Annotated in this window: 29 protein-coding genes; 21 read left to right on the top strand and 8 right to left on the bottom strand. The window is 59.6% G+C overall.

Annotation, left to right across the window (positions count from 1 at the left end):
- The first annotated feature begins 29 nt into the window (after positions 1–29).
- The 9 genes from plsX (at position 30) to M6689_RS07130 (ending at position 9,053) form a co-directional block, all read left to right on the top strand.
- Complete coding sequence (plsX, locus tag M6689_RS07170; protein ID WP_298269603.1) at positions 30–1,067, top strand: phosphate acyltransferase PlsX; 1,038 nt, start codon at positions 30–32, stop codon at positions 1,065–1,067.
- Positions 1,068–1,080: 13 nt separating this feature from the next.
- Complete coding sequence (locus M6689_RS07165) at positions 1,081–2,061, top strand: beta-ketoacyl-ACP synthase III (RefSeq protein ID WP_298269601.1); 981 nt, start codon at positions 1,081–1,083, stop codon at positions 2,059–2,061.
- A 24-nt stretch (positions 2,062–2,085) separates the two neighbouring features.
- Positions 2,086–3,009 (top strand): ACP S-malonyltransferase, encoded by a 924-nt coding sequence (gene fabD / locus M6689_RS07160; protein ID WP_298269599.1) that lies wholly within the window; start codon positions 2,086–2,088, stop codon positions 3,007–3,009.
- An 8-nt stretch (positions 3,010–3,017) separates the two neighbouring features.
- Complete coding sequence (gene fabG / locus M6689_RS07155) at positions 3,018–3,758, top strand: 3-oxoacyl-[acyl-carrier-protein] reductase (RefSeq protein ID WP_298269597.1); 741 nt, start codon at positions 3,018–3,020, stop codon at positions 3,756–3,758.
- 98 nt (positions 3,759–3,856) lie between these two features.
- Positions 3,857–4,090 carry an acyl carrier protein gene (gene acpP / locus M6689_RS07150; RefSeq protein ID WP_039741956.1) on the top strand — a complete coding sequence of 78 codons (234 nt, stop codon included), beginning with the start codon at positions 3,857–3,859 and terminating at the stop codon, positions 4,088–4,090.
- Positions 4,091–4,189: 99 nt separating this feature from the next.
- Positions 4,190–5,422, top strand: a complete 1,233-nt coding sequence (fabF, locus tag M6689_RS07145) for a beta-ketoacyl-ACP synthase II (protein ID WP_298269589.1) — start codon at positions 4,190–4,192, stop codon at positions 5,420–5,422.
- 12 nt (positions 5,423–5,434) lie between these two features.
- On the top strand, positions 5,435–5,881 hold the full coding sequence (rpiB, locus tag M6689_RS07140) for a ribose 5-phosphate isomerase B (RefSeq protein WP_298269587.1): 447 nt from the start codon (positions 5,435–5,437) through the stop codon (positions 5,879–5,881).
- 96 nt (positions 5,882–5,977) lie between these two features.
- On the top strand, positions 5,978–7,225 hold the full coding sequence (gene glyA / locus M6689_RS07135; RefSeq protein ID WP_298269585.1) for a serine hydroxymethyltransferase: 1,248 nt from the start codon (positions 5,978–5,980) through the stop codon (positions 7,223–7,225).
- A gap of 334 nt (positions 7,226–7,559) precedes the next feature.
- Positions 7,560–9,053, top strand: coding sequence for a TolC family protein (locus M6689_RS07130; RefSeq protein ID WP_298269582.1), 1,494 nt, complete (start codon positions 7,560–7,562; stop codon positions 9,051–9,053).
- A 71-nt stretch (positions 9,054–9,124) separates the two neighbouring features.
- On the opposite strand, the gene M6689_RS07125 is transcribed toward M6689_RS07130, so the two are convergent.
- Genes M6689_RS07125 through M6689_RS07115 form a run of 3 tightly spaced genes read right to left on the bottom strand, consistent with a single transcriptional unit; the run spans position 9,125 to position 11,122 of the window.
- The gene (locus M6689_RS07125) at positions 9,125–9,529 is read right to left on the bottom strand and encodes a CoA-binding protein (protein WP_298269579.1); all 405 of its coding nucleotides are present in this window, start codon (positions 9,527–9,529) and stop codon (positions 9,125–9,127) included.
- A 52-nt stretch (positions 9,530–9,581) separates the two neighbouring features.
- Positions 9,582–10,013: an archease gene (locus M6689_RS07120; protein WP_298269576.1), complete on the bottom strand. Its 432-nt coding sequence runs from the start codon at positions 10,011–10,013 to the stop codon at positions 9,582–9,584.
- A 17-nt stretch (positions 10,014–10,030) separates the two neighbouring features.
- Entirely contained in the window at positions 10,031–11,122 is a 1,092-nt protein-coding gene (locus M6689_RS07115; RefSeq protein WP_298269574.1) for a phosphotransacetylase family protein, read from the bottom strand.
- Positions 11,123–11,406: 284 nt separating this feature from the next.
- Here M6689_RS07115 and M6689_RS07110 point away from each other — a divergent pair, with 284 nt between their 5' ends.
- Positions 11,407–11,748 (top strand): hypothetical protein, encoded by a 342-nt coding sequence (locus M6689_RS07110; protein ID WP_298269572.1) that lies wholly within the window; start codon positions 11,407–11,409, stop codon positions 11,746–11,748.
- A gap of 9 nt (positions 11,749–11,757) precedes the next feature.
- Positions 11,758–12,210 (top strand): YaaR family protein, encoded by a 453-nt coding sequence (locus tag M6689_RS07105; protein WP_298269569.1) that lies wholly within the window; start codon positions 11,758–11,760, stop codon positions 12,208–12,210.
- Between the two features lie 39 nt (positions 12,211–12,249).
- On the opposite strand, the gene M6689_RS07100 is transcribed toward M6689_RS07105, so the two are convergent.
- Together M6689_RS07100 and M6689_RS07095 are read right to left on the bottom strand one after the other, a co-directional pair.
- Positions 12,250–13,707 (bottom strand): RtcB family protein, encoded by a 1,458-nt coding sequence (locus M6689_RS07100; protein WP_298269567.1) that lies wholly within the window; start codon positions 13,705–13,707, stop codon positions 12,250–12,252.
- A 107-nt stretch (positions 13,708–13,814) separates the two neighbouring features.
- On the bottom strand, positions 13,815–14,360 hold the full coding sequence (locus M6689_RS07095) for an HD domain-containing protein (RefSeq protein ID WP_298269564.1): 546 nt from the start codon (positions 14,358–14,360) through the stop codon (positions 13,815–13,817).
- 89 nt (positions 14,361–14,449) lie between these two features.
- On the opposite strand from M6689_RS07095, the gene M6689_RS07090 reads away from it, so the two are divergent.
- From M6689_RS07090 to M6689_RS07050, 9 genes are all read left to right on the top strand, one after another.
- Complete coding sequence (locus M6689_RS07090) at positions 14,450–14,773, top strand: peptide chain release factor-like protein (protein ID WP_298269562.1); 324 nt, start codon at positions 14,450–14,452, stop codon at positions 14,771–14,773.
- Positions 14,774–14,861: 88 nt separating this feature from the next.
- Positions 14,862–15,326, top strand: a complete 465-nt coding sequence (locus M6689_RS07085) for a dCMP deaminase family protein (protein WP_298269559.1) — start codon at positions 14,862–14,864, stop codon at positions 15,324–15,326.
- Complete coding sequence (nrdR, locus tag M6689_RS07080) at positions 15,323–15,775, top strand: transcriptional regulator NrdR (protein WP_298269556.1); 453 nt, start codon at positions 15,323–15,325, stop codon at positions 15,773–15,775. Before M6689_RS07085 ends, nrdR begins: the two co-directional genes overlap by 4 nt.
- 14 nt (positions 15,776–15,789) lie before the next feature.
- A complete protein-coding gene (gene ribD / locus M6689_RS07075) occupies positions 15,790–16,902 on the top strand; it encodes a bifunctional diaminohydroxyphosphoribosylaminopyrimidine deaminase/5-amino-6-(5-phosphoribosylamino)uracil reductase RibD (RefSeq protein WP_298269726.1) in 1,113 nt (370 codons plus the stop codon).
- Positions 16,884–17,534 (top strand): riboflavin synthase, encoded by a 651-nt coding sequence (locus M6689_RS07070; RefSeq protein ID WP_298269553.1) that lies wholly within the window; start codon positions 16,884–16,886, stop codon positions 17,532–17,534. Before ribD ends, M6689_RS07070 begins: the two co-directional genes overlap by 19 nt.
- Positions 17,535–17,574: 40 nt before the next feature.
- Entirely contained in the window at positions 17,575–18,777 is a 1,203-nt protein-coding gene (locus tag M6689_RS07065; protein WP_298269551.1) for a bifunctional 3,4-dihydroxy-2-butanone-4-phosphate synthase/GTP cyclohydrolase II, read from the top strand.
- A 72-nt stretch (positions 18,778–18,849) separates the two neighbouring features.
- Positions 18,850–19,314, top strand: coding sequence for a 6,7-dimethyl-8-ribityllumazine synthase (ribE, locus tag M6689_RS07060; RefSeq protein ID WP_298269549.1), 465 nt, complete (start codon positions 18,850–18,852; stop codon positions 19,312–19,314).
- A gap of 2 nt (positions 19,315–19,316) precedes the next feature.
- Complete coding sequence (gene nusB / locus M6689_RS07055; protein WP_298269545.1) at positions 19,317–19,733, top strand: transcription antitermination factor NusB; 417 nt, start codon at positions 19,317–19,319, stop codon at positions 19,731–19,733.
- A gap of 42 nt (positions 19,734–19,775) precedes the next feature.
- The gene (locus M6689_RS07050; RefSeq protein ID WP_298269542.1) at positions 19,776–21,086 is read left to right on the top strand and encodes a homoserine dehydrogenase; all 1,311 of its coding nucleotides are present in this window, start codon (positions 19,776–19,778) and stop codon (positions 21,084–21,086) included.
- A 74-nt stretch (positions 21,087–21,160) separates the two neighbouring features.
- Here M6689_RS07050 and yrfG read toward each other — a convergent pair whose 3' ends face one another.
- Both yrfG and thrC read right to left on the bottom strand, forming a co-directional pair.
- Entirely contained in the window at positions 21,161–21,847 is a 687-nt protein-coding gene (gene yrfG / locus M6689_RS07045; protein WP_298269540.1) for a GMP/IMP nucleotidase, read from the bottom strand.
- A 25-nt stretch (positions 21,848–21,872) separates the two neighbouring features.
- Positions 21,873–23,258: a threonine synthase gene (gene thrC / locus M6689_RS07040; RefSeq protein ID WP_298269537.1), complete on the bottom strand. Its 1,386-nt coding sequence runs from the start codon at positions 23,256–23,258 to the stop codon at positions 21,873–21,875.
- Between the two features lie 311 nt (positions 23,259–23,569).
- Here thrC and M6689_RS07035 point away from each other — a divergent pair, with 311 nt between their 5' ends.
- Positions 23,570–25,636, top strand: a complete 2,067-nt coding sequence (locus M6689_RS07035; RefSeq protein ID WP_298269534.1) for a tetratricopeptide repeat protein — start codon at positions 23,570–23,572, stop codon at positions 25,634–25,636.
- A 12-nt stretch (positions 25,637–25,648) separates the two neighbouring features.
- Here M6689_RS07035 and M6689_RS07030 read toward each other — a convergent pair whose 3' ends face one another.
- Positions 25,649–26,350, bottom strand: coding sequence for an energy transducer TonB (locus tag M6689_RS07030; RefSeq protein WP_298269530.1), 702 nt, complete (start codon positions 26,348–26,350; stop codon positions 25,649–25,651).
- Positions 26,351–26,396 lie beyond the last annotated feature (46 nt).

Here is a 26,396-nt window from a genome sequence, read left to right as displayed (position 1 = left end):
ATGTCGATTTTCCTTTCTGCAGGGGTACCATGAGAGTTGCTGTAGATGCGATGGGAGGCGACAACGCTCCCGTCATCGAGGTGGAGGGGGCCGTTGCCGCTGCGCGCGAGTACGGCATCCCCATTACCCTAGTTGGCGACACGGATCGTCTTCGCCAGGAGCTCGCCAAGCACAACATTCAAGGCCTTGACATAGCCATCCAGCACGCCAGTGAAGTGGTCGGGATGCATGATGCCGCTTCCGATGCCGTTCGCAGGAAGAAGGATTCTTCGATCCGGGTTGCCTACGAACTGGTAAAGGGTGGCGCGGCGGATGCGGTGGTCAGTGCCGGCAACTCCGGTGCGACCATGGCTGCAGGGATGTTCGTCCTCAAGCGCATCAAGGGGATCGACCGGCCGGCGATCGCCCAGATATTTCCGACGCTTCGCGGAAAGACCCTGGTCCTTGACGTCGGCGGCAATGTCGATTGCAAGCCGATTCATCTCGTACAATTTGCGATCATGGGTGAGGTCTACGCCCGGCACGTGATGGGGGTCGAACGGCCGAAGCTTGGCCTTCTCTCCAACGGCGAAGAAGATAGCAAGGGGAACGAACTGACCCGGGAAACCCATTCCATTCTCAAGGATATCTCCTTCAACTACCATGGATATGTCGAGGGCCGCGACATTTTCAACGGCATGGTTGATGTGGTCGTCTGTGATGGATTTGTCGGAAATGTTGTCCTGAAGCTGTCCGAAGGGCTCGCCGAGGCAATCGGGAAGATGCTCAAGGAAGAAATTGTCAAGAGTGTCGTCTCCAAGCTCGGTTACTTCCTGGTCCGCAAGGCGTTCAAGAACTTCAAGAAGAAAGTCGATTACGCCGAATACGGCGGGGCACCACTCCTTGGAATCAACGGCGTTGCAATGATCTGCCACGGTGGTTCCAACGTCAAGGCGATCAAGAACGCAATCCATTTTGCCCACGAATATGCACGCAAAGGTGTCAACCAGCGTCTTGTCGAGAAACTGGAAAGCGATTTCGTTGCCTACATGCAGCGCGACAGTGTGAAGGATGTCGCCGCCGGTTAGAAGGGGTGAGCGGATGTTGAGAGCGAAGATTGTCGGCACCGGCTCGTCTGTACCCGAGAAGGTACTGACCAATTTTGACCTTGAGAAGATGGTGGATACTTCCGATGAATGGATAACCACCAGAACGGGGATCAAGGAGCGCCGGATCGCAGGTGAAGGGGAGTATACGTCGACTCTGGCAACGCGAGCGGCCGAGCATGCCCTCGAAATGGCCGGCGTGGCGGCAGGCGAAATCGACCTTCTCATCGTGGCGACGGTAACTCCGGATTTCCCGTTTCCTTCCACCGCCTGTATCGTTCAGAGTAATCTCGGGGCTTCCAGGGCTGCCGCCTTCGATGTGTCAGCCGCATGCTCGGGGTTCATCTACGGCCTTTCACTGGCCAGCAACGCGATCAAATCCGGTGCGGCATCCAAGGCGCTGGTGATCGGTGCGGAGGTCCTGACCAGAATCCTCGACTGGACCGACCGCAACACATGTCTTCTTTTCGGGGATGGGGCAGGGGCCGCGGTTTTGTCTTCCTGCACCGATGATCACGGAATCCTCTCCACCCACATCCATAGTGACGGCTCCTACTGGGAGCTTCTTTATCAAGAGGGGTGCGGCAGCAGAAACCCGGCCGTCCAGCAAACTCTCGACGCCAAACGTCACTTTCTCAGAATGCAGGGAAACGAAGTATTCAAGCTGGCCGTCCGAGCAATGGAGGATGCCGCTCTGGAGGCGCTCGGGGCCAACGGTCTCTCTCCCCCGGATATCGACATTTTCATACCCCACCAGGCAAATCGACGGATCATTGATGCCATCGGCAAGCGGCTTGGCCTTGGCAGCGACAAGGTATTCGTCAATCTTGACCGCTACGGCAACACTTCGGCTGCATCAATACCGATCGCCCTTGACGAGGCAAACCGTACGGGACGAATGGCTGACGGCAACCTGGTTCTCTTTGACGCATTCGGCGGCGGCCTTACCTGGGGCTCCGCGTTAATTCGCTGGTAAACTTTTCACAAGGGATTCACGGCAATGGGCAAAAGAGCTTTTATCTTTCCTGGTCAGGGTTCACAGTTTCCCGGTATGGGCAAGGAGTTGGCGGAAAATTTCCCCATTGCCCGGCACACTTTCGAAGAAGCTGACGATGCCCTGGGAAACAGGCTGTCGAAGCTTTGTTTCGAAGGACCAGAGGACGAGCTGAAACTTACCGCCAACACCCAACCGGCAATTCTCACCGCAAGCATTGCCGCGCTGCGGGTTCTTCGTCAGGAAACCGACGTGGCGGCCGACTATTACGCAGGACATTCATTAGGGGAATATTCAGCTCTTGTGGCTGCCGGAGCCCTGCAATTCGCCGATGCGGTCAGGACGGTTCGTGCCCGCGGGACTTTCATGCAGGAAGCTGTGCCTGTCGGCGTGGGGGCCATGGCGGCTGTTCTCGGAGTGGAGGCGGACGTACTTGCCGAAATCTGCGCCGAGGCTGCCCAGGGACAGGTCGTCTCCCCTGCGAATTTCAACTCCCCGGGCCAGATTGTGATCGCAGGGCATGCCGAGGCGGTGAATCGTGCCATTGAAATTGCCAAGGCACGGGGGTTTAGAAAGGCGATGCTGCTTCCGGTAAGCGCTCCCTTCCACTCGAGTCTCATGGTCCCCGCCGGTGAGCGTCTCTCCGAGGTTCTTGCCCGGATCGCCATTGCCGACTTTGCAGCTCCGGTGGTGACGAACGTGGAGGCAAAAGCCAACAGCGACAAGGCGCGGGTACGGGAGCTTCTTGTCAGGCAGGTGAGCGCCCCCGTCCTCTGGGACTCTTCCGTACGCGAAATGGTGAGCCTCGGGGTATCGGATTTCGTCGAGATCGGTCCCGGCAAGGTCCTGTCGGGCCTCGTCAAAAGGATCGACAAGGAAGTTACGACATGCAACGTAGAAGACACCGCCGGTGTCAGGGCGTTGGCATAGGAGCGAGCATGAATCTGGCGGGAAAAGTTGCGATCGTGACGGGTGCCTCCCGGGGGATTGGCAGGGCGGTAGCTCTCAAACTGGCCCGTGAGGGGTGCGATGTGGTGGTGACCGCCACGACTCTGGAGAGTGCCCGGAAGACGGCTTCCGAGATTGAGACGCTCGGGCGGAAGTCGTTGGCCATGGCGGTGGACGTTGCCGATTCGTCCGCTGTGGAGTCTCTGTTCGCCGCAGTCGTCGAGAAGTTCGGAAAGGTCGATATTCTCGTCAATAATGCCGGCATCACACGGGACGGCCTTCTTCTCAGGATGAAGGATGCCGATTGGGACGCGGTCATCGATGTCAACCTGAAGGGGGCTTTCAATTGCCTTCGCGAGGCAGCGAAACTCATGACCAAGGCCCGTAGCGGCAGGATCATCAACATCAGTTCCGTTGTCGGCGAAATGGGTAACGCCGGCCAGATCAATTACAGCGCCAGCAAGGCGGGGATGATCGGCCTCACCAAATCGGCGGCCCGCGAGCTTGCCAAACGCGGGATCTGCGTAAATGCTGTTACCCCGGGCTTCATAGAGACCGATATGACGGCAGTGCTCTCGGAGAAGGTTCGCGAGGGGCTGTTGCAGCAGATTCCCCTTGAGAGGCTGGGCACTCCGGACGATGTTGCCAATGCCGTTTTCTTCCTTGCATCGGACTTGGGGTCTTACATTACGGGTCATGTCCTGTCGGTCAACGGCGGCATGCACATGTGAAAAATTTATCTTTTGCAAATAAGAAGTTTCATGGTATGTAGCTAGAAAAATTACCCAAAAACCTGAACGGGTATAAAACCAAACGGAGGTAAAACAGCATGTCAACGATAGAAAAGCGGGTGAAAGAGATCGTGGCCGAACAACTTGGCGTGGACGAAGCACAGGTTACCAACGATGCTTCTTTCATGGACGACCTCGGGGCCGACTCTCTTGATACCGTCGAACTGGTCATGGCACTTGAGGAGGAGTTCGATATCGAGATCTCCGACGAGGACGCCGAGAAGATTCAGAACGTCCAGGACGCCATTGACTACATCACCGAGCACACCTAATAGACGAGTCCCAGGGGGGAGGGTTGCCTTCCCCCTTTTTCGCACACGTGTGGTTACACCGACACGTCCTCAGAATCCGTACATCGGGAGCAGATCATTATGAGAAGAGTTGTGGTGACGGGGATCGGGGCTGTTTCCCCGCTTGGTACCGGCAACCGGAAGAACTGGGAAGCTTTGACATCGGGAACATCCGGCATTGACCTGATCAGCCGCTTCGATGCGTCGGATCTTCCGGTCAGGATTGCCGGCGAGGTCAAGGATTTTGACCCTGAGCAGTTCATTGACAAGAAAGAGGTCAAGAAGATGGACCTCTTCATCCAGTATGCCATGGGAGCGGCTCATTTCGCCATGGAGGACTCGGGGCTCAAGATTACCGAGGAGAACGCGGAGCGCGTGGGCGTCCTTGTCGGTGCCGGTCTGGGCGGACTTCCGACTATCGAGAAATATCACTCCGCGATGCTCGATGGCGGGTACAAGAAGATCTCCCCCTTCTTCATTCCGATGCTCATCATCAACTTGGCACCGGGCCACATCTCCATCAAGTATGGCGCAAAGGGGCCGAACGTGTCGTCGGTCTCCGCCTGCGCCACCGGCACCCATTCCATTGGCGACGCATATCACATGATCAGGCGTGGCGATGCGGATGCCATGATTGCCGGCGGGACCGAGTCGACGGTTACGCCGCTCGGCATCGGCGGTTTTGCCGTGATGAAGGCGCTTTCGACCCACAATGACGATCCCAAGGGGGCATCGCGTCCCTTTGAGAAGAATCGCAACGGGTTCGTTCTTGCCGAGGGTGCAGGGATCGTTGTGCTGGAGGAGTACGAAGCGGCGAAGAAGCGGGGCGCCAAGATTTACGCCGAAGTCGTCGGCTACGGTCTCTCGGGTGACGCATACCACCTTACGGCACCGGCTCCGGAAGGAGAGGGGGCGGCCCGCTGCATGAAGATGGCCCTCGCCAACGCCGGCGTGAATCCGGAAGAGGTGGATTACATCAACGCCCACGGCACCTCCACTCCCTTCAATGACTATTTCGAGACCCTTGCCGTCAAACGCGTCTTTGGCGATCACGCGAAGAAGGTGATGGTTTCGTCCACCAAGTCGATGACCGGACACCTGCTCGGTGCGGCCGGCGGTGTTGAGGCGGTTTTCACCCTGATGGCCATGGAAAAAGGGGTTGTTCCCCCGACCATCAACTATAAGGAGCAGGACCCCGAGTGCGATCTCGACTACGTCCCCAACAGTGCGCGGGATGCCAGGATCACTTACGCCCTCAGCAACAACTTCGGCTTCGGAGGGACCAATGCCACGCTGCTCTTCAAGAAGATCTAGGAGGACGGCACGGTGATAGTGGTGGGAAGTGATCATGGGGGGCTGGAGCTGAAGGAGGCGATCAAGCGGCTTCTCGCCGAACGCGGCATCGCGGTCGAGGACTGCGGGACCGACAATGGAGACTCCGTCGATTATCCCGATTTCGGGATCCGGGTGGCCCGGAAGGTTTCGGATGGCGCCGCTGAAAAGGGGATTCTCTTCTGTGGAACCGGGATCGGCATGTCGATCGTGGCAAACAAGTTTCCCCGGGTACGGGCGGCGCTTGCCGCCGATCCGTTCATGGCCCGCATGGCGAAAGAGCATAATAATGCCAACATCCTCGTTCTCGGCGGACGCGTTCTCGATGAGGAGACGGCCCGCGAGATGGTCTGTACCTGGCTCGACGCCACCTTCGAGGGGGGGCGCCACCAGGGACGACTCGACAAGATAGCCGCGTTGGAGAAGGAACTTATGAAGTAGTGTGCCAGGTGTTCCGGCCACAGCTCGGAAGCATGCACGATACGGGACTGCCAGCGGTCCCGTTTTCCTTTTTATATCACTGAAAGGAGCAACAAGATGTCGATTCTTTCAACATTCGATCCCGAGGTTGCCGAGGCAATCCGGCATGAGACCGAGCGGCAAGAGTACAATCTGGAGCTTATCGCTTCCGAAAACTTTGTTTCAGAGGCAGTGCTGGAGGCTCAGGGCTCCATTCTGACAAACAAGTACGCCGAAGGGTACCCCGGCAAGCGTTATTACGGCGGCTGCCACCATGTGGATGTGGTGGAGAACCTTGCCATCGAGCGGGCAAAGCAACTTTTCGGAGCCGATCACGTAAACGTTCAACCACATTCCGGCTCCCAGGCCAATATGGCAGTCTACTTTTCGGTGCTCAAGCCGGGCGATACGATTCTCGGCATGAACCTTTCCCACGGCGGGCACCTTACTCACGGCAGCCCCGTCAACTTCTCCGGGCGCTTTTTCAATGTAGTTCCCTACGGAGTTTCCCGGGAGACCGAAACGATCGACTTCAATGAGGTCGAGCGGCTCGCCCTGGAGCACAAGCCGAAGATGATCGTAGTGGGGGCCAGTGCCTATCCCCGCGTTCTCGACTTTGCCGTCTTCAGGACCATTGCCGACAAGGTCGGAGCGGTGATCATGGTAGACATGGCGCACATCGCCGGTCTGGTGGCCGCGGGCCTGCATCCGAACCCCGTTCCCCATGCAGAGTTCGTCACCACTACCACCCACAAGACGCTGCGCGGTCCCCGTGGCGGCATGATCCTCTGCCGTGAGGAGTATGCCAAAACCCTCAATTCCAATATCTTCCCCGGCATCCAGGGGGGACCCCTCATGCACGTGATCGCCGCCAAGGCGGTGGCGTTCAAGGAGGCGCTTGCCCCCGGGTTCAAGAATTATCAGGCCCAGATTGTCAAGAACGCCAAGACGCTGGCCGAGGAGTTGATGAAGCGTGGTTTCCGGCTCGTATCCGGCGGCACCGACAACCACCTCATGCTTGTCAACCTCACGGACACTGAGCTGACGGGTAAGATTGCCGAGGAATCCCTCGACAAGGCCGGCATCACGGTCAACAAGAACACGGTTCCGTTCGAGACCCGCTCGCCGTTTGTTACCTCCGGCTTCAGGATCGGAACCCCTGCCGCCACAAGCCACGGTCTGAGGGAAGCCGAGATGGTCGAGGTTGCGGGCTTCATTGCCGAGGCCCTGGCCAATGCCGGTGACGATGCCAAACTCCTGGAGATCAAGGGTCGGGTAAATGGGCTCATGAAGCGTTTCCCGCTCTATGCCGACCGACTCAAATAATCTTTGTTTCCGGAACAGCAGAACAAAAAGGGGAGTGCCGCAGGGCATTCCCCTTTTCATTTGCGGGTACACCCTGTTGCATTGGGGCTTATGAGGGATAATTTGAGCTTGACAGCCCGGTTGTTTTGATGAACATTCGCACACCTGAACAGGCGTTCAGCCGAAGAAATACGTAACTTGGTTGCAGTTCGGCGTGGTGTCGGTCGATCCGGTTGCAGCGGCGAAAATTGTATTCAACCTGTTGCGGGGGGTTATCGTTTTAATGGTAATTGGAGAGGAGACCCTGTTTTCGCCCGAGTCTTATTCTCAACGGCCTTGTGAGGAGGAGTAATCGATGAAACGTATGGTTGCACTGTTGATGGTCGGCTTGTGGGCCTCGCATGCGGGGGCGCAGGAGGGGGAGCTGCGCCTTACGCTGAAAGAGGCGGTCCGGTCGGCGGTTGAAAAAAATCTCGACGTCAGGGCCGAGCTTTACAATCCGGCGATATCTGAGGCGGACATCAGGCTTAATGAGGGAATTTACAATCCCCTCCTGAGCCTGTTTACCAATTTTCAATACGCTGTCACCCAGCCGGCAAGCACATTTTTCGCTAATCTCAGCAGGCAAAAGACCTTCGAGCTCAATCCGGGGGTAAGCCAGTTGATACCCACCGGCGGCACCCTCGGTCTTACCTTCAACAATACGTATACCAGCACCAACGCGCGCTTTTCTCTTCCCAACTATTGGAATTCCGATCTCACCCTGAGCCTCTCCCAGCCCCTGTTGAAGAACTTCGGCCGCGAGCCGACCGAGCTTGCCATCATGGTGGCGCGCAACAACAAGGAAGGATCCGTCGACCAGTTCAAGACCAGACTCATGGATACGGTTGCCCAGGTCCGAACCGAGTACAACAAGCTGTACAGCCTGAGGGAAGACCTGGAGGTGAAGCGGACGTCGCTGGAGCTGGCCCGCAAGATTCTCTCCGACACCCAGGCCCAGGTGAAGGCAGGTGTTTTGCCCGCCATGGAGATCCTGAACGCCGAGTTCGGTGTCGCTAGCCGGGAGAAGGATGTTCTCGATGCCGAAAAGGCGGTAAGGGACGAAAACGACGTGCTCAGGGTGCTCCTTCAGATTCCTTCGGGGGGTGACATCATCCCGGTGGACGTTCCGACGAAGGAGGCGGTTGCCATCAGCGAGGGGGAGCTCGTCAAGAGTGCTCTCGACAACCGCCCCGAGCTGAAGGCACAGCGCACCACCCTCAGGACGAACGAACTGCAGGCCCGCGTGGCCCGCAACCGGACCCTCCCCGACCTGTCGCTTTCCGCGAGTTTCGCCGCCACCGGGCTCGACCAGCATTACAACCGCGACCTGGAAAAGGTGAGCTCGGCCGACTATCCGGTCTGGAGCGTCGGGTTCAAGTTCGCATATCCTCTGGGCAACGATGCCGCACGAAACGATTACATCAAGAGCCGCCTGAGGGTGGATCAGACCAGGACCCAGATCAGCAGCCTTGAAGCGAACGTCGTAAACGAAGTGAAGAGTGCGGTGCGCGGCATCGAGACGAATTTCAAGCAGATCGACGTAACCGCCCGGGGGAGGGCCTTTGCCGAGGAGCGCCTCCGTGCGTTCATCAAGAAGAACCAGGTGGGGCTCGCCACGACGAAAGATGTCCTCGATGTGGAGAATGATCTGGCGGTGGCCAAGAGTAACCAGATCAAGGCGCTGGCAGGGTACAACGACGCCATCACCCAACTCTGGCGTGCCACCGGCGAGATCCTTGACCGCGTGGGAGTGCAGGTTTCGGATCAGGAAGGGGATGCCCTGTACAATCGGCAGGCCCGTGACTGAAGCCGCAGCGTACGGACGTGTCCGGTTCTCGTCCGGAGGCATTGAGTTAGCAGACTCAGGCGGGGATTTGCTCAGTGGTCGCGGTAACCCAGCACGACCAGGATGCAGGTGCCGTCGGCAATGACGTTTATCCCGGCCCGGCGGCACGCCTCCACCGCGGCATCGCTTTCGGCGCCCGGCTGCATCCAGATGTTCTCGATCCCCTTCTGTTTTGCCATCTCTACAACCTGCTCCGTTACGGGGGGCGGGGTGATGACCGAGAGGCTCTTCACGGTGTCCGGCAGGTTCAATACGCTCGCCACGCAAGGCACCCCCTCGATCTCGCTTTCCTTCGGGTTGACCGGAATTGCCCGCAGCCCCTTCTGCTGGTAGACCCGCAGCACCTTGTTGCCGTACTTGTGGCGGTCGGCGGAAGCCCCTACCACCCCGAACTCCTGGGATTTGAGAAAGGTGTCGATCTGGTCCTTGACGCTCATGGTTTCTCCCCCTGTTTGCATTTCGTTAGTTGCCGGCGTTCCTGCAACGGCTTCAAATATCGAGAATGACCGTGGCGTACCACGCCGCATCCCGCTGTACCACCTCGAACCGGTGAAGAGTCACGGCCTTCACGTCCACGAGGAGGTCATGGCGCTGCGGGTCGATCTCCTCGCCTTCGGCGACGGCGTGGAGGATAAGCGCCTCTCCGGCGCGAGAGATGGAGGGATTGGGAACCCGCAGGAGAAGGCGTCGGGCATCCTTCAGAAAAACAAGCTCCTGGAGGAAGTCGAAGAGGAGGAGGTCGACCGCTTCGTGTTCAAGGTCCATCGGAACCCGGTGAACGGTGGTGATGGAGGAGAGGTCCGCAACCATTACGTTCGCCAGGGCATCGGCGGCGGCGGCAAACATCTCTTCCAACGACGCTCCCCATGCCTCGAAGGCTACGTCGGCGGTGGCAATTTCTTCCAGGTATCGGTATGGCATGGGAATTTACCCGCTCCTCAGAAAAGGGCGTCAATAGCCTCGAAGTCGATCTCGTTTTCGGCGTTTGCCTTGATCCAGCTGATCTTCTCCTGGTCCTCGGAAGTGATCTTTGCCACGTCCTCCATGAGGGCGGTAAATACCTTCGCCGTCGTTTCATGGACGCGAATATAGGGGATGTTGCTGTCATCCAGAATCTGCTGGCTGATTTCAGAGATCGGCACATGCCCCGCAATGACGAGTCCGACGATCTTGTCACGGTACGAGGGGATGTGATAGAGGGATGAAAGGGTGACGATGAGTTCGTCCCGCGAGCTGGTAAGCACCAGCAGAGTGGCCTCTTCGAGCCCGTCCACCACCCGCTGGGACGAGGCTGCGCCAAGGTGAATGTGGTGAATGATGCGGCTGCGTCCCTCGGGATCGCCATGTACGGCAAGGTTCAGAAGTTTGCCGATGTGGGAAAGCGTCGGGTTTGCAAGGATCGGCGAGTAGTTGAAGCCTCCGGTTACCTGGATATTTCTGCTGGGAAATCCCTTGGCGAGAAACCCGAGGATCGACTCCCGCTTGTCGGCCCGAAGCTTGTTTACGACGACCATTCGGACATCGGCTTCTTCCTTTTCGTACAGGGCCAGGTTCAGGTGGACGGCGTCAATGGTGCTGCCGATGCCGCTGTCGGCTACGATAATAACCGGAGCATCGAGAATGCGCGCAACACAGGCGTTGCTAAGGCCGATGACCGACCCGACGCCGCAATGGCCGGCCCCCTCGATGATGAGGAAGTCGAACTTCCTGTCGAGAATCTCTACGGCCTCGATCATTTTCTGCTTGAGCGAATGACAGTCCAGCCTACCGCTCAGGTAGTCGCGGGTGAAGTTCTTGTGCAGCGACACCGGGTTCATGAGAGCTATGTCTTCTTCGAGTCCGAACGTCTTGGCCATGAGAACGGCGTCCATGTCGACGGTCATCGAACCGTATACCTCGATCTTGGGCCCGATCGGCTTGATGAATCCGACCCGCCGGTACTTTTGTCGCGCCAGGTGCATGAGCGAAACGCTCATCGTGGTTTTGCCGCAGTTCTGTCCGGTCGCTCCAATGAAGATTTTCTTGGCCATGTTTTCCCCTGTCATCAAGATTAAGTCATGACATCAGATACAAACCGTCGTCGCCTGCCGGGGGCCAAAGGACAATGGCAATCAATGGTGAAGTATACACCATCTTCGCTGCGGATGAGCGCAAAAATCGGGGATATTCTGTCATGGGTGGACCATTTTGACTGGTTGAAGGACTTGCCCATCGCACACGGATCGAAGTCTCACCAAGGGGAGTCGACACCCTTGTTTTTTCCGCCCGTTTCGTGCATTATTGCGGAAATTCCTTCATGCTATTGGGATAAAACGTGAAATCTACTCTCGCCTTTTCACTCCTCCTGATCGTTCTTGCCGGCTGTTCTCCGGTGCCGAAGCAACTTAGCGCCTGGCAGGGTGCCCGTCTTGGCGAACTGATTGCCCAGGTCGGTCCCCCGTCGGCGGTCTCCACCGACAATGAAGGTACCAAGTGTTATCACTGGTACGAGGATCGGGGTGAGGTTTACGCGTACGGCGGGCAGGTAAACCTGAGATGCGAGCGGACCTTTGGCGTCGACGCCAGGGAGATTATTACGAGTTGGAGCTGGTCGGGTAATTGCCTTGCCCTGCCCGATTCTCCCTGGCAGCGGAATCCCGCCGGTACAGAGCAGTGAGGCTGCCAGATGCGGATTAACGATAAACTGTCAGCCCGGGATATCGAAAAAAAGGCGAAAAAGGGATCGTTGACAAAGGCAGGGGAGGGGAGTACTTCACCATTTGTCCGGGCACTTTCCCGTCGTCAGGCGGAATTTCTCAGCTACGAGCAGGAGCTTGAAGAACTCAAGGACGAGATCGACCGGGCGGGAAGCGAACTGGAGCGCGAACCGACCATCGCCAATTTCAAGGTGTTCCGGGATCTCATCGGCGCCCTTACGAAAAAGGTCACCTCCCACGCCTACCGCCTCGAACGGATCGGAGGAAACACCCTCAATCCCCGCTGCTTCGAGATCGTCACCGTCATCGACCGGGAGGCCGACAACCTCTACCGGCTGATCATGACGCAGAACAAGGACCGCCTCGCCATCACCAACAAGATCATGGAACTGAAGGGGCTGGTGGTCGACTTTCTTGTATAGCCGGCTTGCCCAGGGACAGTTCCCGCCGCTCTTCCCATCTCACCCTTTCACATTCCCGACCGGTACCAGACGCACCACCCGCCGGCTCAGATTCGAAAGCTCGGTGGCCTCGGCCACCTCGTCGATATCCTTGTAGGCGAATCCCGCTTCCTCGGCAAGGCCCCCCCACGAAACAGTGCGGACGTAGATACCCCGGGTCTCCATATCATGCTGGAGCTTCTGCCCTTTTACCATCCGTTTTGCCTGGTGCCGGCTCATGGTCCGGCCGCTGCCGTGGGCAGTGGTGAAAAACGTCTCGCTCCCCCCCGGGACGCCGGCCAGCAGGTAGGAGCCGGTCTCCATGCTCCCCCCGATGATCACCGGCTGGCCGGTATTGCGGTAACGCTCGGGGATTCCCTCCATGCCGGGCCCGAAGGCACGGGTGGCTCCTTTGCGGTGAACGAGAAGCTCCCGCTTCTTCCCGTCAACGACGTGATTTTCCAGTTTCGCCGTATTGTGGGCAACGTCGTAGACCATCTCCATTCCCAGGTCGCGCGGGTCGCGGGCGAAGATGTCGGCAAAGACCTCGCGGATGCGGTGGAGGATTACCTGACGATTGGCGAAGGCCATGTTGACCGCGCACTTCATGGCGGCGAAGTAATCCTGCCCTTCGCGGGAGCGAAACGGAGCGCAAGCAAGTTCCCGGTCATTGGTATGGATGCCATACTTCCTCTCCATGACCGAGAGGAACAGCTGCAGGTAGTCTGTCGCCACCTGATGGCCAAACCCCCGGCTTCCGCAGTGGAACATGACGACGACCTGGTTCGGGACGGTGATGCCGAAGGCTTGGGCGAGTTTCTGATCGTGGATGTTTTCGGGACGGGCCACCTGGATCTCAAGGTAGTGGTTCCCCGAGCCGAGTGTTCCGATCTGGTTGAACCCCCGGTCGACGGCCCGGTGACTGATCTTCGAGGCGTCCGCTCCGGCAAAGCAGCCACCCTCCTCGGTCATTTCCAGGTCCTCCGGCCAGGCGTAACCGTTCTTCAGCGCCCAGCGTGACCCATGCTCCGCCACATCGCAGAATTCCTCGTGGGATAGCCGCACGAAACCGTGGCACCCCACTCCGGCCGGCACCTTGTAGAAGAGGGCGTCCACCAGTTCGCGGAGGCGCGGCTTGACTTCATCGTAGGTGAGATTCGTCAGGACGAGCCTCATGCCGCAGTTGATATCGAAACCGATGCCGCCGGGGGAGATGACGCCGGTTTCCGGGTCCATGGCCGCCACCCCGCCGATCGGAAAGCCGTACCCCCAGTGGCCGTCGGGCATGCAGAACGCGTATTTCTGGATCCCGGGAAGGCAGGCGACGTTCGATACCTGGTCGAAAACCCCGGCGTCCATGGCCTGGATCAGCCTTTCCGTGGCGAAGATCCGTGCCGGCACGAGCATGCCGGGCTTGTAGGATCGGGGAAGCTCCCAGATGGTCTCCGCGATGCGTCTCAGTTCGGATGGCAGCGTCATGGCATTCCACCTCGATCAGCTGTTTTTCCAAACTATAACACAAATATGGAAGCGCACCCGCGATGCCCGGCAGTTTCGGGTAAGTATGTAATGAGATGTTCGTGTGATTATCCGGAGAGTTCCTGCAGCCATTGCTCGAAGATGGCAACCTTGTGCTCTCCGAACCTCCCCAGGTTCCGCCTCACCTCGTCGCAGCTTTTTTCATGACGGAGCGTGTCGGGCTTCTTGGAGAAAAAGAGGTCCGCAAAGCAGATGATGATCTCCTCGCGGTTGAGGGGGACCATGTCGCGGGAGGGAAGGGGAAGTCCCTGACGGAGAATGTCGTCGGTGGTGAGGCCGACGCCGATGTGGCGTTCGCAGACGAGGGCGTGGCGGTGAAGCCCCTCGGATTCGAGAATCTCCCGGCCAATGATGCCGTGAAGGATGTAGGGGGCATCTCCGGTGCAGCCGATGCCGGCAGATTTTGTCCGACAGACACCGATGTCGTGAAGAAGGGCCGCTTCTTCGATAAAGTTCAGATCCAGTGCCGGGTCGCCCAGGGAGCGAGCTACCCGGAGCGCCTTGTCGGCCACAAGCCTGCTGTGCTCCAGGACGATACTGCAGGCGTGGTCGGCCACGCCGAAATGCTTGGTCAAGAGGGCTTCTGCGTTCATGGTTTACCTCTCATGCTTGATACGATATTATCAATTTTCGCGAACATTCTGTCAATCGGGCCGCCGGCTTTAACCATCGGAGATCGAACGTGATCGAGATACGTGACTCTGACCTGAAGATCGAATTCATCCGGGGCTCCGGCCCCGGCGGCCAGCATCGCAACGTGACGGAGACCGGGGTCCGCATCCGCCATCTCCCCACGGGGATTGTGGTGCAGGCATCGGAAAGCCGCTCCCAGGCGCGAAACCGCGAAGTGGCCATGGAGCGCCTCCGCAAGGCCCTGGAACGCCGTGCCCGGCGGGCAAAACCGCGAGTGGCGACCCGGGTGCCCAACGCCGAGAAAAAGCGGCGTCTCGAGGATAAGAAACGACGTGCCCAGGCCAAGCGACTCCGAAGCGCTCCCGACGAGTGATCCCGTAGGGGTGAATTCCGCCTGGAACCTTGACCTGACGGCGTTTCTCAAGTATGCTGGCCGCCATTTCCCGATACGGAGAGAGACCATGGCCCGCCCGACCTGGGACGAATACTTCATGGAGATCACCCACCTGGTGGCCAAGCGGTCCACGTGTCTGCGCCGGCAGGTGGGGGCGGTTATCGTCAAGGACAAGAACGTCCTTGCCACCGGGTACAACGGCGCCCCATCCGGGGTTGCCCACTGCCTCGACGTGGGATGCCTCCGCGAGAGACTCCAAATACCGTCGGGCGAGCGGCACGAGCTCTGCCGCGGCCTCCACGCCGAACAGAATGCCATCATCCAGGCCGCCAAGCACGGCACCAATATCGATGGCAGCACCCTCTACTGCACCACCATGCCGTGCATCATCTGCTCCAAGATGCTGATCAACGCCGGCATCCGGCGCATCGTCTACGAGGAAGGGTACTCCGATGATCTGGCCCGTGAGATGATCCGGGAATCCGGCGTTCTGGTCGAAAAATACAGTGAACTGGAGAGAGACGCTCCGTGAAGTGCCCGTTCTGCTTCCATCCCGACAGCAAAGTGGTCGACTCCCGTCCCGACAAGGGGGGGGCCGCCATTCGCCGGCGCCGTGAGTGCGAGTCGTGCGGCAAACGCTTTACCACCCACGAGCGGGTCGAGGAGCCCCTTCCCCTCGTCCTGAAGAAGGATGGCCGCCGCGAACCGTTCGATCGGATGAAGATCGTGTCCGGCATCCAGAAAGCGTGTGAAAAGCGACAAGTCTCACGGGAAACGATCGACAGGCTCGTGGACCGCCTCGAAGGCCGTCTTCAGGAGTGGGGAGAAAAGGAGGTTCCGAGTACCACCATCGGCGAATGGGTGATGACCGAGCTCCACGAGATCGACGAGGTGGCCTACGTCCGCTTCGCCTCCGTCTACCGCTCCTTCAAGGATGTGAATGAATTCATGTCCGAGCTGCAAGACCTGCTGAAGAAGTGACCCGCGCCGTGCCCGTGACCGATTTCCACGAACGGATGATGCGCCGTGCCCTTTCCCTGGCGCGGCGCGGCATCGGCAGGACGAGCCCGAACCCGGCGGTTGGCTGCGTCATTGTCCGTGGCGGCGCCGTCATCGGTGAGGGGTGGCATCGCAAGGCCGGCACCCCCCACGCCGAAGTCCATGCCCTGCGGCAGGCGGGCGAGGGGGCGCGGGGAGCCGACGTTTACGTAACGCTGGAGCCCTGCTCCCATCACGGAAAGACCCCGCCGTGCGCCGATGCCCTCGTGGCGGCGGGAGTGGCGCGGGTCTTCGTCGGGATGGTCGATCCGAACCCCAGGGTCTGCGGCCAAGGAATCGGCAGGCTGGAAGCCGCCGGCATCGAAGTCGTGTCCGGCATTCTCGAAGCTGATTGTCGAAGAATCAACGAGCCGTTCATCAAGCATGTTTCGACCGGAATGCCGTTCGTGACCCTCAAGTCGGCCATGACCATGGAGGGAAAGACTGCCACCGGGTCCGGGGACTCCCGCTGGATAACCAACGAAAAATCGCGACGATATGTGCACAAACTTCGAGCCGGGGCTGATGCGGTGATGGTGGGGATCGGCACCGTTCTTGCCGACGATCCGCAGCTGACCGCCCGGATACCCGGGGGCCGGGACCCCCTTCGGGTGGTGGTCGACAGTAACCTCCGTACTCCCGCCACGGCCCGGATGCTGACTCAGCAATCGGATGCCGCGACTCTCATCGCCACGGTCTCCCGCGATGAGAAGCGGATGGCGGGCCTTCGCTCCGCCGGCGCTGAAATTCTCCACTGTGCGAACCGCGGCGGTCGGGTCGATCTGAGGCACCTTCTGAAGAGGCTCGGGGCACGTGGGGTGCAGGCGGTGCTCATCGAGGGAGGGAGCGAGCTTGCCGGCGAAGCGCTCCGTGCGGGGGTGATCGACAAGTTCCTGTTCTTCTACGCCCCGAAACTGCTGGGGGGTAAAGAGGGCTACGGCCTCTTCGGCGGTCCTTCCGTGGGGCGCATGACTGAGGCATTCAGGCTGAGGACCGACACGGTGCGCCGCTTTGGCGGCGATATCATGGTCGAGGCCTATCCGGAGGAAGCATGTTTACCGGGCTCATAGAAGAGGTGGGGACGCTCAGGAGGATAGAGCGTGCCGGCACCGCTGCACGGCTCGTCGTCGGGAGCGGTTTGCCGCTGGAGTCGATTGCCATCGGTGATTCGGTGGCGGTGAACGGAGCCTGCCTCACCGTTGTGGCCAAGGGTGCGGGGGAACTTACCTTCGATGCCTCGCCGGAAACGCTGGAGCGAACCACGCTCGGAACGCTCTCCCCCGGCGCCCGGGTGAACCTGGAGCGGGCGCTGCGCCTGGGCGACCGCCTGGGCGGGCATATCGTGACCGGCCACGTGGATTTCATCTCCACCGTATCGGAGCGCCGGGAAATCTCTGGCAACATCGTCTTCGGTTTCCGGATCCCCACCGGATTTGCCCGTTACCTCGTGACCAAGGGGTCGGTGGCGATCGACGGCATCAGCCTCACCGTCAACACCGTGTCGGGCGACGGCTTTTCGGTCAACCTCATCCCCCACACCGCCGCCATGACCACCCTCGGCGCCGCCCGTCCCGGCTATCAAGTAAACATCGAGACCGACATTCTCGGCAAATACGTCGAGCGGCTCCTGGGGGCCGGAACATCTGAGCGCAGGGGGAACGGGGTGAGTCTCGAACTGCTTGCAAAGAGCGGTTTTCTGTGAGATATAGAAAGCTTGCCAAATTCCCGTATTGGAGCCGGTAATGCCCGTTGCAAGGATTGAAGAAGCTGTCGAGGATATCCGCCAGGGTAAGATGGTCATTCTCGTGGACGACGAAGACCGGGAGAACGAGGGTGACCTCACCATGGCAGCCGAGAAGGTCACCCCCGAGGCGATCAATTTCATGGCCAAGTACGGTCGCGGTCTGATCTGCCTCACCATGACCTCCGAGCGGTGCGACTTCCTGCGTCTCCCGCTCATGGTTTCCGACAACACCTCTTCGTTCGGAACCGCCTTCACCGTCTCGATCGAGGCGAAGCGCGGGGTGACCACCGGCATCTCTGCCGCCGACCGGGCTCACACGATCCTTACGGCCGTGGCGGATTCCACCCGGCCGGAGGACCTGGCGCGCCCGGGCCACATATTCCCGCTGCGGGCCCGAAACGGGGGCGTTCTGGTCCGTGCCGGACAGACCGAGGGGTCGGTGGATCTTGCGCGGCTTGCGGGCCTGAAGCCTGCCGGGGTCATCTGCGAGATCATGAACGAGGACGGCACCATGGCCCGGATGCCGCAGCTCAAGAAATTCGCCAAGGAGCACGGGATCCGGATCTGTACCGTCGCCGACCTGGTGGCCTATCGCCTCAAGCACGAATCCCTCGTCCGTCGCGCCGCCGATGTTACGCTGCCGACGGAGTTCGGCGAGTTCCGCGCCATAGCGTTCGAAAACGACGTGGACAAGCTGGAGCATCTGGCGCTTGTGAAAGGGGAGATCAGCGGCGATGAGCCGGTGCTGGTGCGGGTCCACTCCGAGTGCATGACCGGCGACGTCTTCGGGAGCCTTCGCTGCGACTGTGGCGCCCAGCTCCACCGTGCCATGGAGATGATCGAGGCGGAAGGGAAGGGGGTCATCCTCTACATGCGCCAGGAAGGGCGGGGGATCGGGCTCTTCAACAAGCTCAAGGCCTACGCCCTCCAGGACCAGGGAAAAGATACGGTGGAGGCGAATCTGGAGCTCGGCTTCAAGCCGGACCTGCGCGATTACGGCATCGGGGCGCAGATTCTCGTCAATCTGGGAGTCCGCTCGATCCGCCTCATGACCAACAATCCCCGGAAGCTCATCGGACTCCAGGGATATGGCATCAACATCGTCGACCGGGTCTCCATCGAGATCCCCCCCACCACCACCAACCTCGGCTATCTCAAAACGAAGCGCGAGAAGTTGGGGCACCTGCTGGAAAATATCTGAGCCAGCGTGATGTCGGGTGTACCGGAGCGGTGCCCGCGCCCCGTTGTCCATTGTCTATAAGGAGGAAACCGCATGCCGAGAATCATCGAAGCCAAACTGGACGCCTCTGGCCTCAAGTTCGGGATCATCGTGAGCCGTTTCAACAGCTTTATCGCCGAGCGCCTCCTGGAGGGAGCCGTCGATGCCCTGGTCCGTCATGGCGCCGACGATGCGGCCATCGACGTCGTGCGGGTGCCCGGGGCGTTCGAAATCCCGCTCACCGCAAAGAAGATGGCCGCAAAGGGGGGATACGATGCCGTCATCTGCCTCGGGGCCGTGATCCGCGGAGCTACGCCTCACTTCGATTACGTGGCTGCCGAGGTGTCGAAGGGAATAGCCCATGTCTCTCTCGATACGGAGGTGCCGATCGCCTTTGGCGTTCTCACCACCGACACCATCGAGCAGGCAGTCGAGCGGGCCGGGACCAAAGCGGGTAACAAGGGGTTTGATGCGGCGATGACCGCCATTGAAACCGCGCGTCTTTATAAGGAGCTCTGAGAGTGGGTATGCGTCGCCTGGGGAGGGAAATAGCCCTCCAATTGTTGTATGCCCGTGATTATGCGGCTAGCGAGGCCGGTCCCGCCCTGGAGCTTGTTCTCGACGAATCCGAAGCCGGGACTGCGGCGGGACGTGCCTTTGCCGACGAACTGGTCCGCGGCGTTCTCGAGCACCGCGAGGTGCTCGACGCGGCGATTGCCGAAAAGTCGAAGAACTGGTCCATCGGCCGGATGGCACGCGTGGATCTGAACATTTTGCGCCTCGCTGTTTTCGAGCTCCTCTACCGTGACGAAATCCCCAAGAACGTCACCATCAATGAGGCGATTGAGGTGGCGAAAAAGTTCGGCACCGAGGAGTCGCCGTCATTCGTGAACGGCATCCTCGACGAAATTGCCTCGACCCTTCCCGACAAAGGTTAGATTCATCCTCAAACATTTCCCCACAGACTGAAGCGAGGGATTATGAAAGAGATAAAGGTAGGCCTGCTGGGCTTCGGCACCATCGGAACCGGCGTAGCGAAGCTGCTGATGACCAACGCGGAGCTGATTGCCGCAAAAGTTGGTGCCCGGATCACACTGAAGAAAATTGCCGACCTGGATATCGTCACCGATCGTGGCATTTCCCTTCCTGCCGGCATACTGACGACAAGCGCCGACGAGGTTCTTACCGATCCGGAGATCGGCGTCGTGATCGAACTGATTGGCGGTTATCATCCCGCCAAGGCGTTTGTGCTCAAGGCAATCGAGAATGGGAAGCACCTGGTGACCGCTAACAAGGCGCTCCTCGCGCTACACGGCGAAGAGATCTACGCCGCTGCCGCCCGCAAAGGGGTCGAGGTCCTCTTCGAGGCGGCCGTGGGTGGAGGGATCCCCGTCATTTCCGCCCTCAGGGGGAACATGGCGGCCAACAACTTCTCCACCGTCTTCGGCATACTTAATGGTACATGTAACTACATACTTACCCGGATGACCAAGGAAGGGGCCGATTTCGCAGATGTTTTGCGAAACGCCCAGGAGCTCGGTTACGCAGAAGCCGACCCCACCTTCGACATCGAGGGGGTCGATACGGCGCACAAGCTGGCACTTCTGGTGTCGCTCTGCTTCGGCACCCGGGTCAACTTCGACGACATTCACACCGAGGGGATCAGTTCCCTTTCATCGGTGGACATCAAGTTTGCCCGGGATTTCGGCTACAAGATCAAGCTCCTGGCCATCGGCAAGCGTGACGCCGACGGCGTTGAGGCCCGCGTTCACCCGACCATGATCCCGGTCAGCAATCCGCTGGCCGATGTGGACGGCGTCTTCAACGCCATCCGCTTTACTGGCGATTTCATTGGACCGGTCATGTTCTACGGCCGCGGCGCGGGAATGGACCCGACGGCCAGTGCCGTGGTGGGCGACATCATCGACATCGCCCGCAATATCATGGCCGGCATCGGCCGGCGTGCCGCCCCCCTCGGCTATGGCGACGACGCGGTGGCCACCCTCCCGATCAAGCCGATGGGGAGCATCGAGGGAAAATACTACCTCCGCTTCAGCGCGGTCGACAAGCCGGGCGTCCTGGCCAAGATCTCGGGTGTGCTCGGCAGGTACGACATCAGCATCGAGTCAATGGTGCAGAGCGCGCGGATGGCGGGCGAGGAGGTGCCGATCGTGATCATGACCCACGAAGCCCGCGAGGAGCACGTGCGCAAGGCCCTGGACGAGATCGACACCTTTGACATCATCACCCAGGAAACCAGGCTGATCCGGATCGAGGATAACCTGGAGTGAGTAAGTAGATTACAATTGGGTATTTTGACGAGAGCAAAGCGCAACGCAGGGGCGGCCACTACGGCCGCCTTTGTCTATTCAGGGATGACGATCCGGCGGTCGTCCGGATGGGGAATGAGTTCGGTGAAGTGGTTGATGGATGGGAACCGGGTCGATGGCGTCGGATGGACCGTGGAGCTGAAGCGGCTCACGTAGACGAGGAAGCGGATGCCGTAGCGTTCCGCGGTCCCGAGGTTGGTCTCGCTGTCCTCGCCCAGGAGGGTCCTGGCTGGATCGTAGGGCACCTTCTCCCGCAGTTTTCCCCAGAAGGCGTTTTCCTCCTTGGGAAGACCGATCTCGTGGGCCGACACGATGCCGGTGAAATAGGGGCCGAGGCGGGTCTTTCTCATCTTGAGCGAGAGGGTCTTGCCGTGGGCATTGGTGACGAGCCAGACGCTCTTGCCGCTCTGGCGCAGGAAGAGGAGGAATTCCACTACCCCCGGATGGACGGCGATCAGGTGCTCCACTTCGAGCTTGAGGAGCGGGATGTCGAGGCCAAGCCGCTCTGACCAGTAGTCAAGGTCGGTCCAGTTGAGGGTCCGTTCCTGGGAGCGGAACTGGGCGTAGAGAACCTCCTTCGCCTCGGGCAGGGGGATGCCGTTTTGGGCGGCATAACGTTTCGGCACATGTTCGAGCCAGAAGTGGTCATCGAAGTGACGGTCAAGGAGGGTGCCGTCCATGTCGAGGAGGACGGTGTCGATCTGGTTCCAGTCGATAAACATGGCCGTGATGGCAGAGAAAAGGCCCTCAGCGGGCCTTTTCCTCTAGGAACGCCTTGATCGCGTCCCGGTCTGCATCGAGTACCTGGCAGCGGGTCGGCAGCCGTTCGATCCCTTCGAGAGAGGGGGGGCGCGCCGGCTCGAAGCCGACGGCCCGGGCCACCGCCTCGGCGAACTTGGCCGGGTGAGCGGTGGCAAGGCAGATCGCCGGGGTCCCGTCCGTGACCATCTCCCGGGCCGCCTTCACGCCGACCGCTGTGTGCGGGTCGAGGATGTATCCGGTCTCCCTGTGGAATGCGGAGATGGTGGCAATGGTCTCCGCTTCGTTCACCGAGCGGGAGATGAATTCCTCGCGGACCCGCTCCAGCTCGGCGGGAGAGAAGTCGATCCGCCCCTTGACGGGTAGGGAGGCGAACGCTTCGCGGACCCGGACGGGATTCTCGTCGAAGAGATAGTAGAGGTAGCGCTCGAAGTTGGAAGCGAGCTGGATATCCATGGAGGGGGAAACGGTGGGAACCACCTCCCCCAGGGAATAGTCGCCTTCATTGATGAAGCGGGTGAGGATGTTGTTTTCGTTGGTGGCCAGAAGGAGTTTTTTTACCGGCAGTCCCATCCGTTTCGCCACGTACCCGGCAAAGATGTCGCCGAAGTTGCCGGTGGGGACCGAGAAGACCACCTCTTGCCCGAAAGACCCGGCGACGCGGAAGTAGGCATAGAAGTAGTACACCACCTGCGCCAGAACCCGTGCCCAGTTGATGGAGTTGACGGCGCCCAGCGCATAGCGCTCCTTGAAGGGAAGGTCGCTGAAGAGGCTCTTGACGATGTTCTGGCAGTCGTCAAAGGTGCCGCGGGCCGCAATGTTGTGGACGTTCGGGTCGAGGACTGTGGTCATCTGGAGCGCCTGGACCGGCGAGGTCTTGCCGTGTGGGTGGAGGATGAAGATGTTGATGTTCTCCTTCCCGCGGACGCCGTAGATTGCGGCGCTTCCCGTGTCGCCCGAGGTGGCGCCGACGATGTTCATCCGCTCCCCCCGCTCCCGGAGAAGATACTCGAAGAGGTTGCCGAGGAACTGCAGGGCCACGTCCTTGAACGCAAGCGTCGGACCGTGGAAGAGCTCCAGGATGTGGACGCCGTCCTTCTTCACCACTGGTGTGATCTCCGGGTGGGTGAAGGTGGCGTAGGAGGTGTCGATCAGCCGCCGAAGGTCTCCCGCCGGAATGTCCGTGGCGAAGAGCGACATGACGTTGAAGGCAAGCTCTTGATAGTTAAGCTTTTTCCACGACTCGAGGGTGCCGGGGGCAAGCGCCGGTATCGTCTCCGGCAGCAGAAGCCCTCCGTCGGTGGCGAGCCCCATCATGACTGCATCCTTGAAGTCGATCGGCGTGATGGTTCCTCGGGTGCTGATGTAGTTCATGGGAAATTATCTCCTGGCAGGCATATATCGACGTTGAACGATAACGGTGCATCTTATCAGCAAGTGTATGAAAAGGGAAGGGGGAGCGGCTTTTTCGCAGGTTGAGAGGCGATGATGGTATCATGCGTCGGCTGCTCACGCCGGAAGAATGAGATTGGTCAGGCAAGAGGGGGCCGACGCAGAAGGCGACTAGCCCCGAAAGCTGGAATTTACGCGGTTTTTCCGGCGTTCATATGGCTTGACAAGGGGCACTCTTTCCTTTAGGTTTACAGGATGATCGTCGCCGCTGATGCGGTTGTTGTGGAGAAGCTTTGACCAAGAAAGAAAAACATCTCGACTCTGCTCAGAAATTCCTCGTGAAAGGGCAGCTCGACCGCGCCATCCGCGAGTACGAGCAGGCGGTTGTCCTTGATCCGAAGGATATCAGGGTAAGGCAGAAGTTTGCCGAACTTCTGATGCGGGCAAACCGCAAGGATGATGCGGTCAGGGAATTCGAAGTAATAGGCAAATTTTACGCGGACAACGGTTTTTACCTCAAGGCCATCGCCGTCTACAAGCAGATCCAGCGCACCGATCCCCGTAATAGCGCCATTTCTCTCACGCTTGCATCTCTGAACGAAAAACAGGGCCTGGTCGGAAATGCCCTTGCAGAGTACAAGACGGTCTACGATCACTATGAAAAAAGCGGGCAACTTGACGAGGCTCTATCGGTCCTCGAAAAGATGCATGCCGTCGACAAGGACAATTTCAACATCCGCCTCAAATTGGCTGAAACCCGTCACAGGGCGGGACTGGGAGAGCAGGCATACGACGATTTCACGGCCCTGGCCCGGGATATCAAGAGGAGTGGCGACGAGACGACCTTTGCGCGGGTGTGCGAGCGGATCGGCCAGCTCTTCCCCGAACGGAAGGAATTCCTCCTGGCGGTGGCCGAGGGGCAGGTCAACAGCGGCAACCCTGTGGCGGTATTGCCGCTGTTGAAGCAGCTGGTCTCTGATGACCGCTTCAATCCCAGGGCTCTCTATCTTCTGGCCGATGCCGCCCGCGCCGCCAACGATCCCCGGACCGCAAAGGGTGCCTACGGACAGATCGTCAAACGCTACCCCGACGAGATCGCGGCCCGCACGGGCCTGATTTCCTGTTTCATCGACGAGCAGAACGTCGACGAAGCCCTCAGGTATCTCAAGATGTTCGAGCCGGAGCTCCTCTCCCGGGAGCCCGCCGCCGTCGAGGGGTTTTATCGTGCCATTCACGACTTGGCCCCTCAACACCCCGACGTCGTCGATAGAGACAGGGAGCAAGACAAGACGGCTGATGTCGAGGAGAAAGAGGCAGCGTCTGCCGAAACGGCAAGCACCGAACCTGCATCTTCGCCTGAAACGTCTCCCACCCCTTCGGAATCGGTGCCGGATTCCGGTCAGATATCCTCTGAGGCAGCGACTGCTGACGACTTCCCGACAGAGGACGAGATCGATATCACGTTCGAAGAGGAAGAATTACCCGAAACAGGGCTGTTAGCCGCTTCTGCAGACGAGTCCTCGGGGTCGGAGGCAGCCGAGCCTCCGGAGCCCGGGCCTCTGACGTCGGAAGGCGAAGAAGGACTCTTCCCGGGCGATGATGCGTCGGCGACCTTCGATTTTGCGGTGTCGGAGCCTGAAGGCGAATTTGCCGGCGGGGGCGATACGTTCGACGGCGACATGGTTGAACTGGATGTCTCCCATCTCGCGGCGGAGTCCGACGATTGGCTGAACGGTGCTGAAGAAACCTTCCCGGCTTCGGCGGAACAAGGCGGTGCCGAAGCCCTCGATCTCGATTTTTCCGAGGATGAGCTCGACGGGCTTATCCCGGCCGCAGCAACGGCACAGGAACCGGCAAAGCGCGACAAATACGCCCTTGACGGACTCTTTTCGGCATTCAAGAAGGGGGTGGGCGAACAGCTCGACCAGGGCGACACCGAGACCCACTACAACCTCGGTATTGCCTATAAGGAGATGGGGCTTTACGACGACGCGATCGCCGAGTTCAGAGCAGCCTCTCTGGACCCGCAGCGCCGGATCGACTGCATCACTCTTCAGGGTATCTGCTGCAGGGAGAAGGGGGATTATCTCCAGGCCGAGGAACTCTTTACCGGGGGATTGGCCTTGCCCGGGCTGGCGGAAGAGGAGCAGCTCTGCCTCAAGTACGAACGCGCGCTGCTGCGGGAAGCCATGGGGGCGTGCGAACAGGCGCTGCAAGAATATCGCGAGATTTACGCCGTGAGCCCCGATTTCAGGGACACGGTTCAAAAGATAGCCCGGCTGCAGTGCGATGACGAAGCACTGGATCTGGCGGATATCGAGCTTGTGGATCTCGATGACGCCGAGGAAATCGTGGGGTAGGACGGTCCAGTCTCAGGAAAGAAGGCCCAATGGAGCCATAAGTCTGAACGGGGCCTCGAAATATTCGCCGGGATAGCTCTCCGGAAGGGGAGGAAGCGGAGTCGCCGACTGAAGTGCTTTCAGGATCACCCGGTCGTATTCCGGATTCCCTGAACTTTTTATCAGCCTCACATCGAGAATTTCACCATCTCTTTTCAGGACAATCGTCACCAGGGCCTCCTGCCTCCCGGGCTCTGTTCCCCGTTGATCCGCCACTGCCCACCACTGTTCGTTAATCCTCTGAACCAGCGCGAAGTAATACTCCTTGATATCGCTGCGCAGGGTATCGCCATCGGCAAGGCTCCTGAAAAACCCTCGGGTCATTCCAAGCGACAGGGACGAAGGATTCATCCGTGGTTCGGGTGAGAGGGGCTTCGGCGGCTGTTCTTCGGGAAGCTTCTCCCCCACTGCCATCGGGGGTGGCACCGTTGCCGTTGCAGGTCGTGTCAGCGTTGTGGTGCGCTTTGCCTCCGAAACCGGCCCGGGAGAGACGGGGATGGGATTATCGTTTAGCTCCGCCAGGTCCAGAGTGACAATCCGTGGAGAACCGATGGAGGCCTGGCTGCGTGAGAAGAGAGCTATTGCCGTGGCCACCGTTGCGTGGAGCGCGAGAGAAAGGAGCAACGCTCGCGACAAACCTCGCACGGGGTGATTGAAAAGAAACTGGCGCTCCATTGCGGGAAAACTCCCAGGGAGGATTGGGATGGGTCAGGAGGAAAAA

Origin of the sequence: Geobacter sp., assembly GCF_027327745.1 — a bacterium.
Taxonomy (GTDB): domain Bacteria; phylum Desulfobacterota; class Desulfuromonadia; order Geobacterales; family Geobacteraceae; genus Geobacter.
The sequence above is the reverse complement of the archived record's forward strand: the minus strand, read 5'-3'. Positions and strand labels throughout refer to the sequence as shown.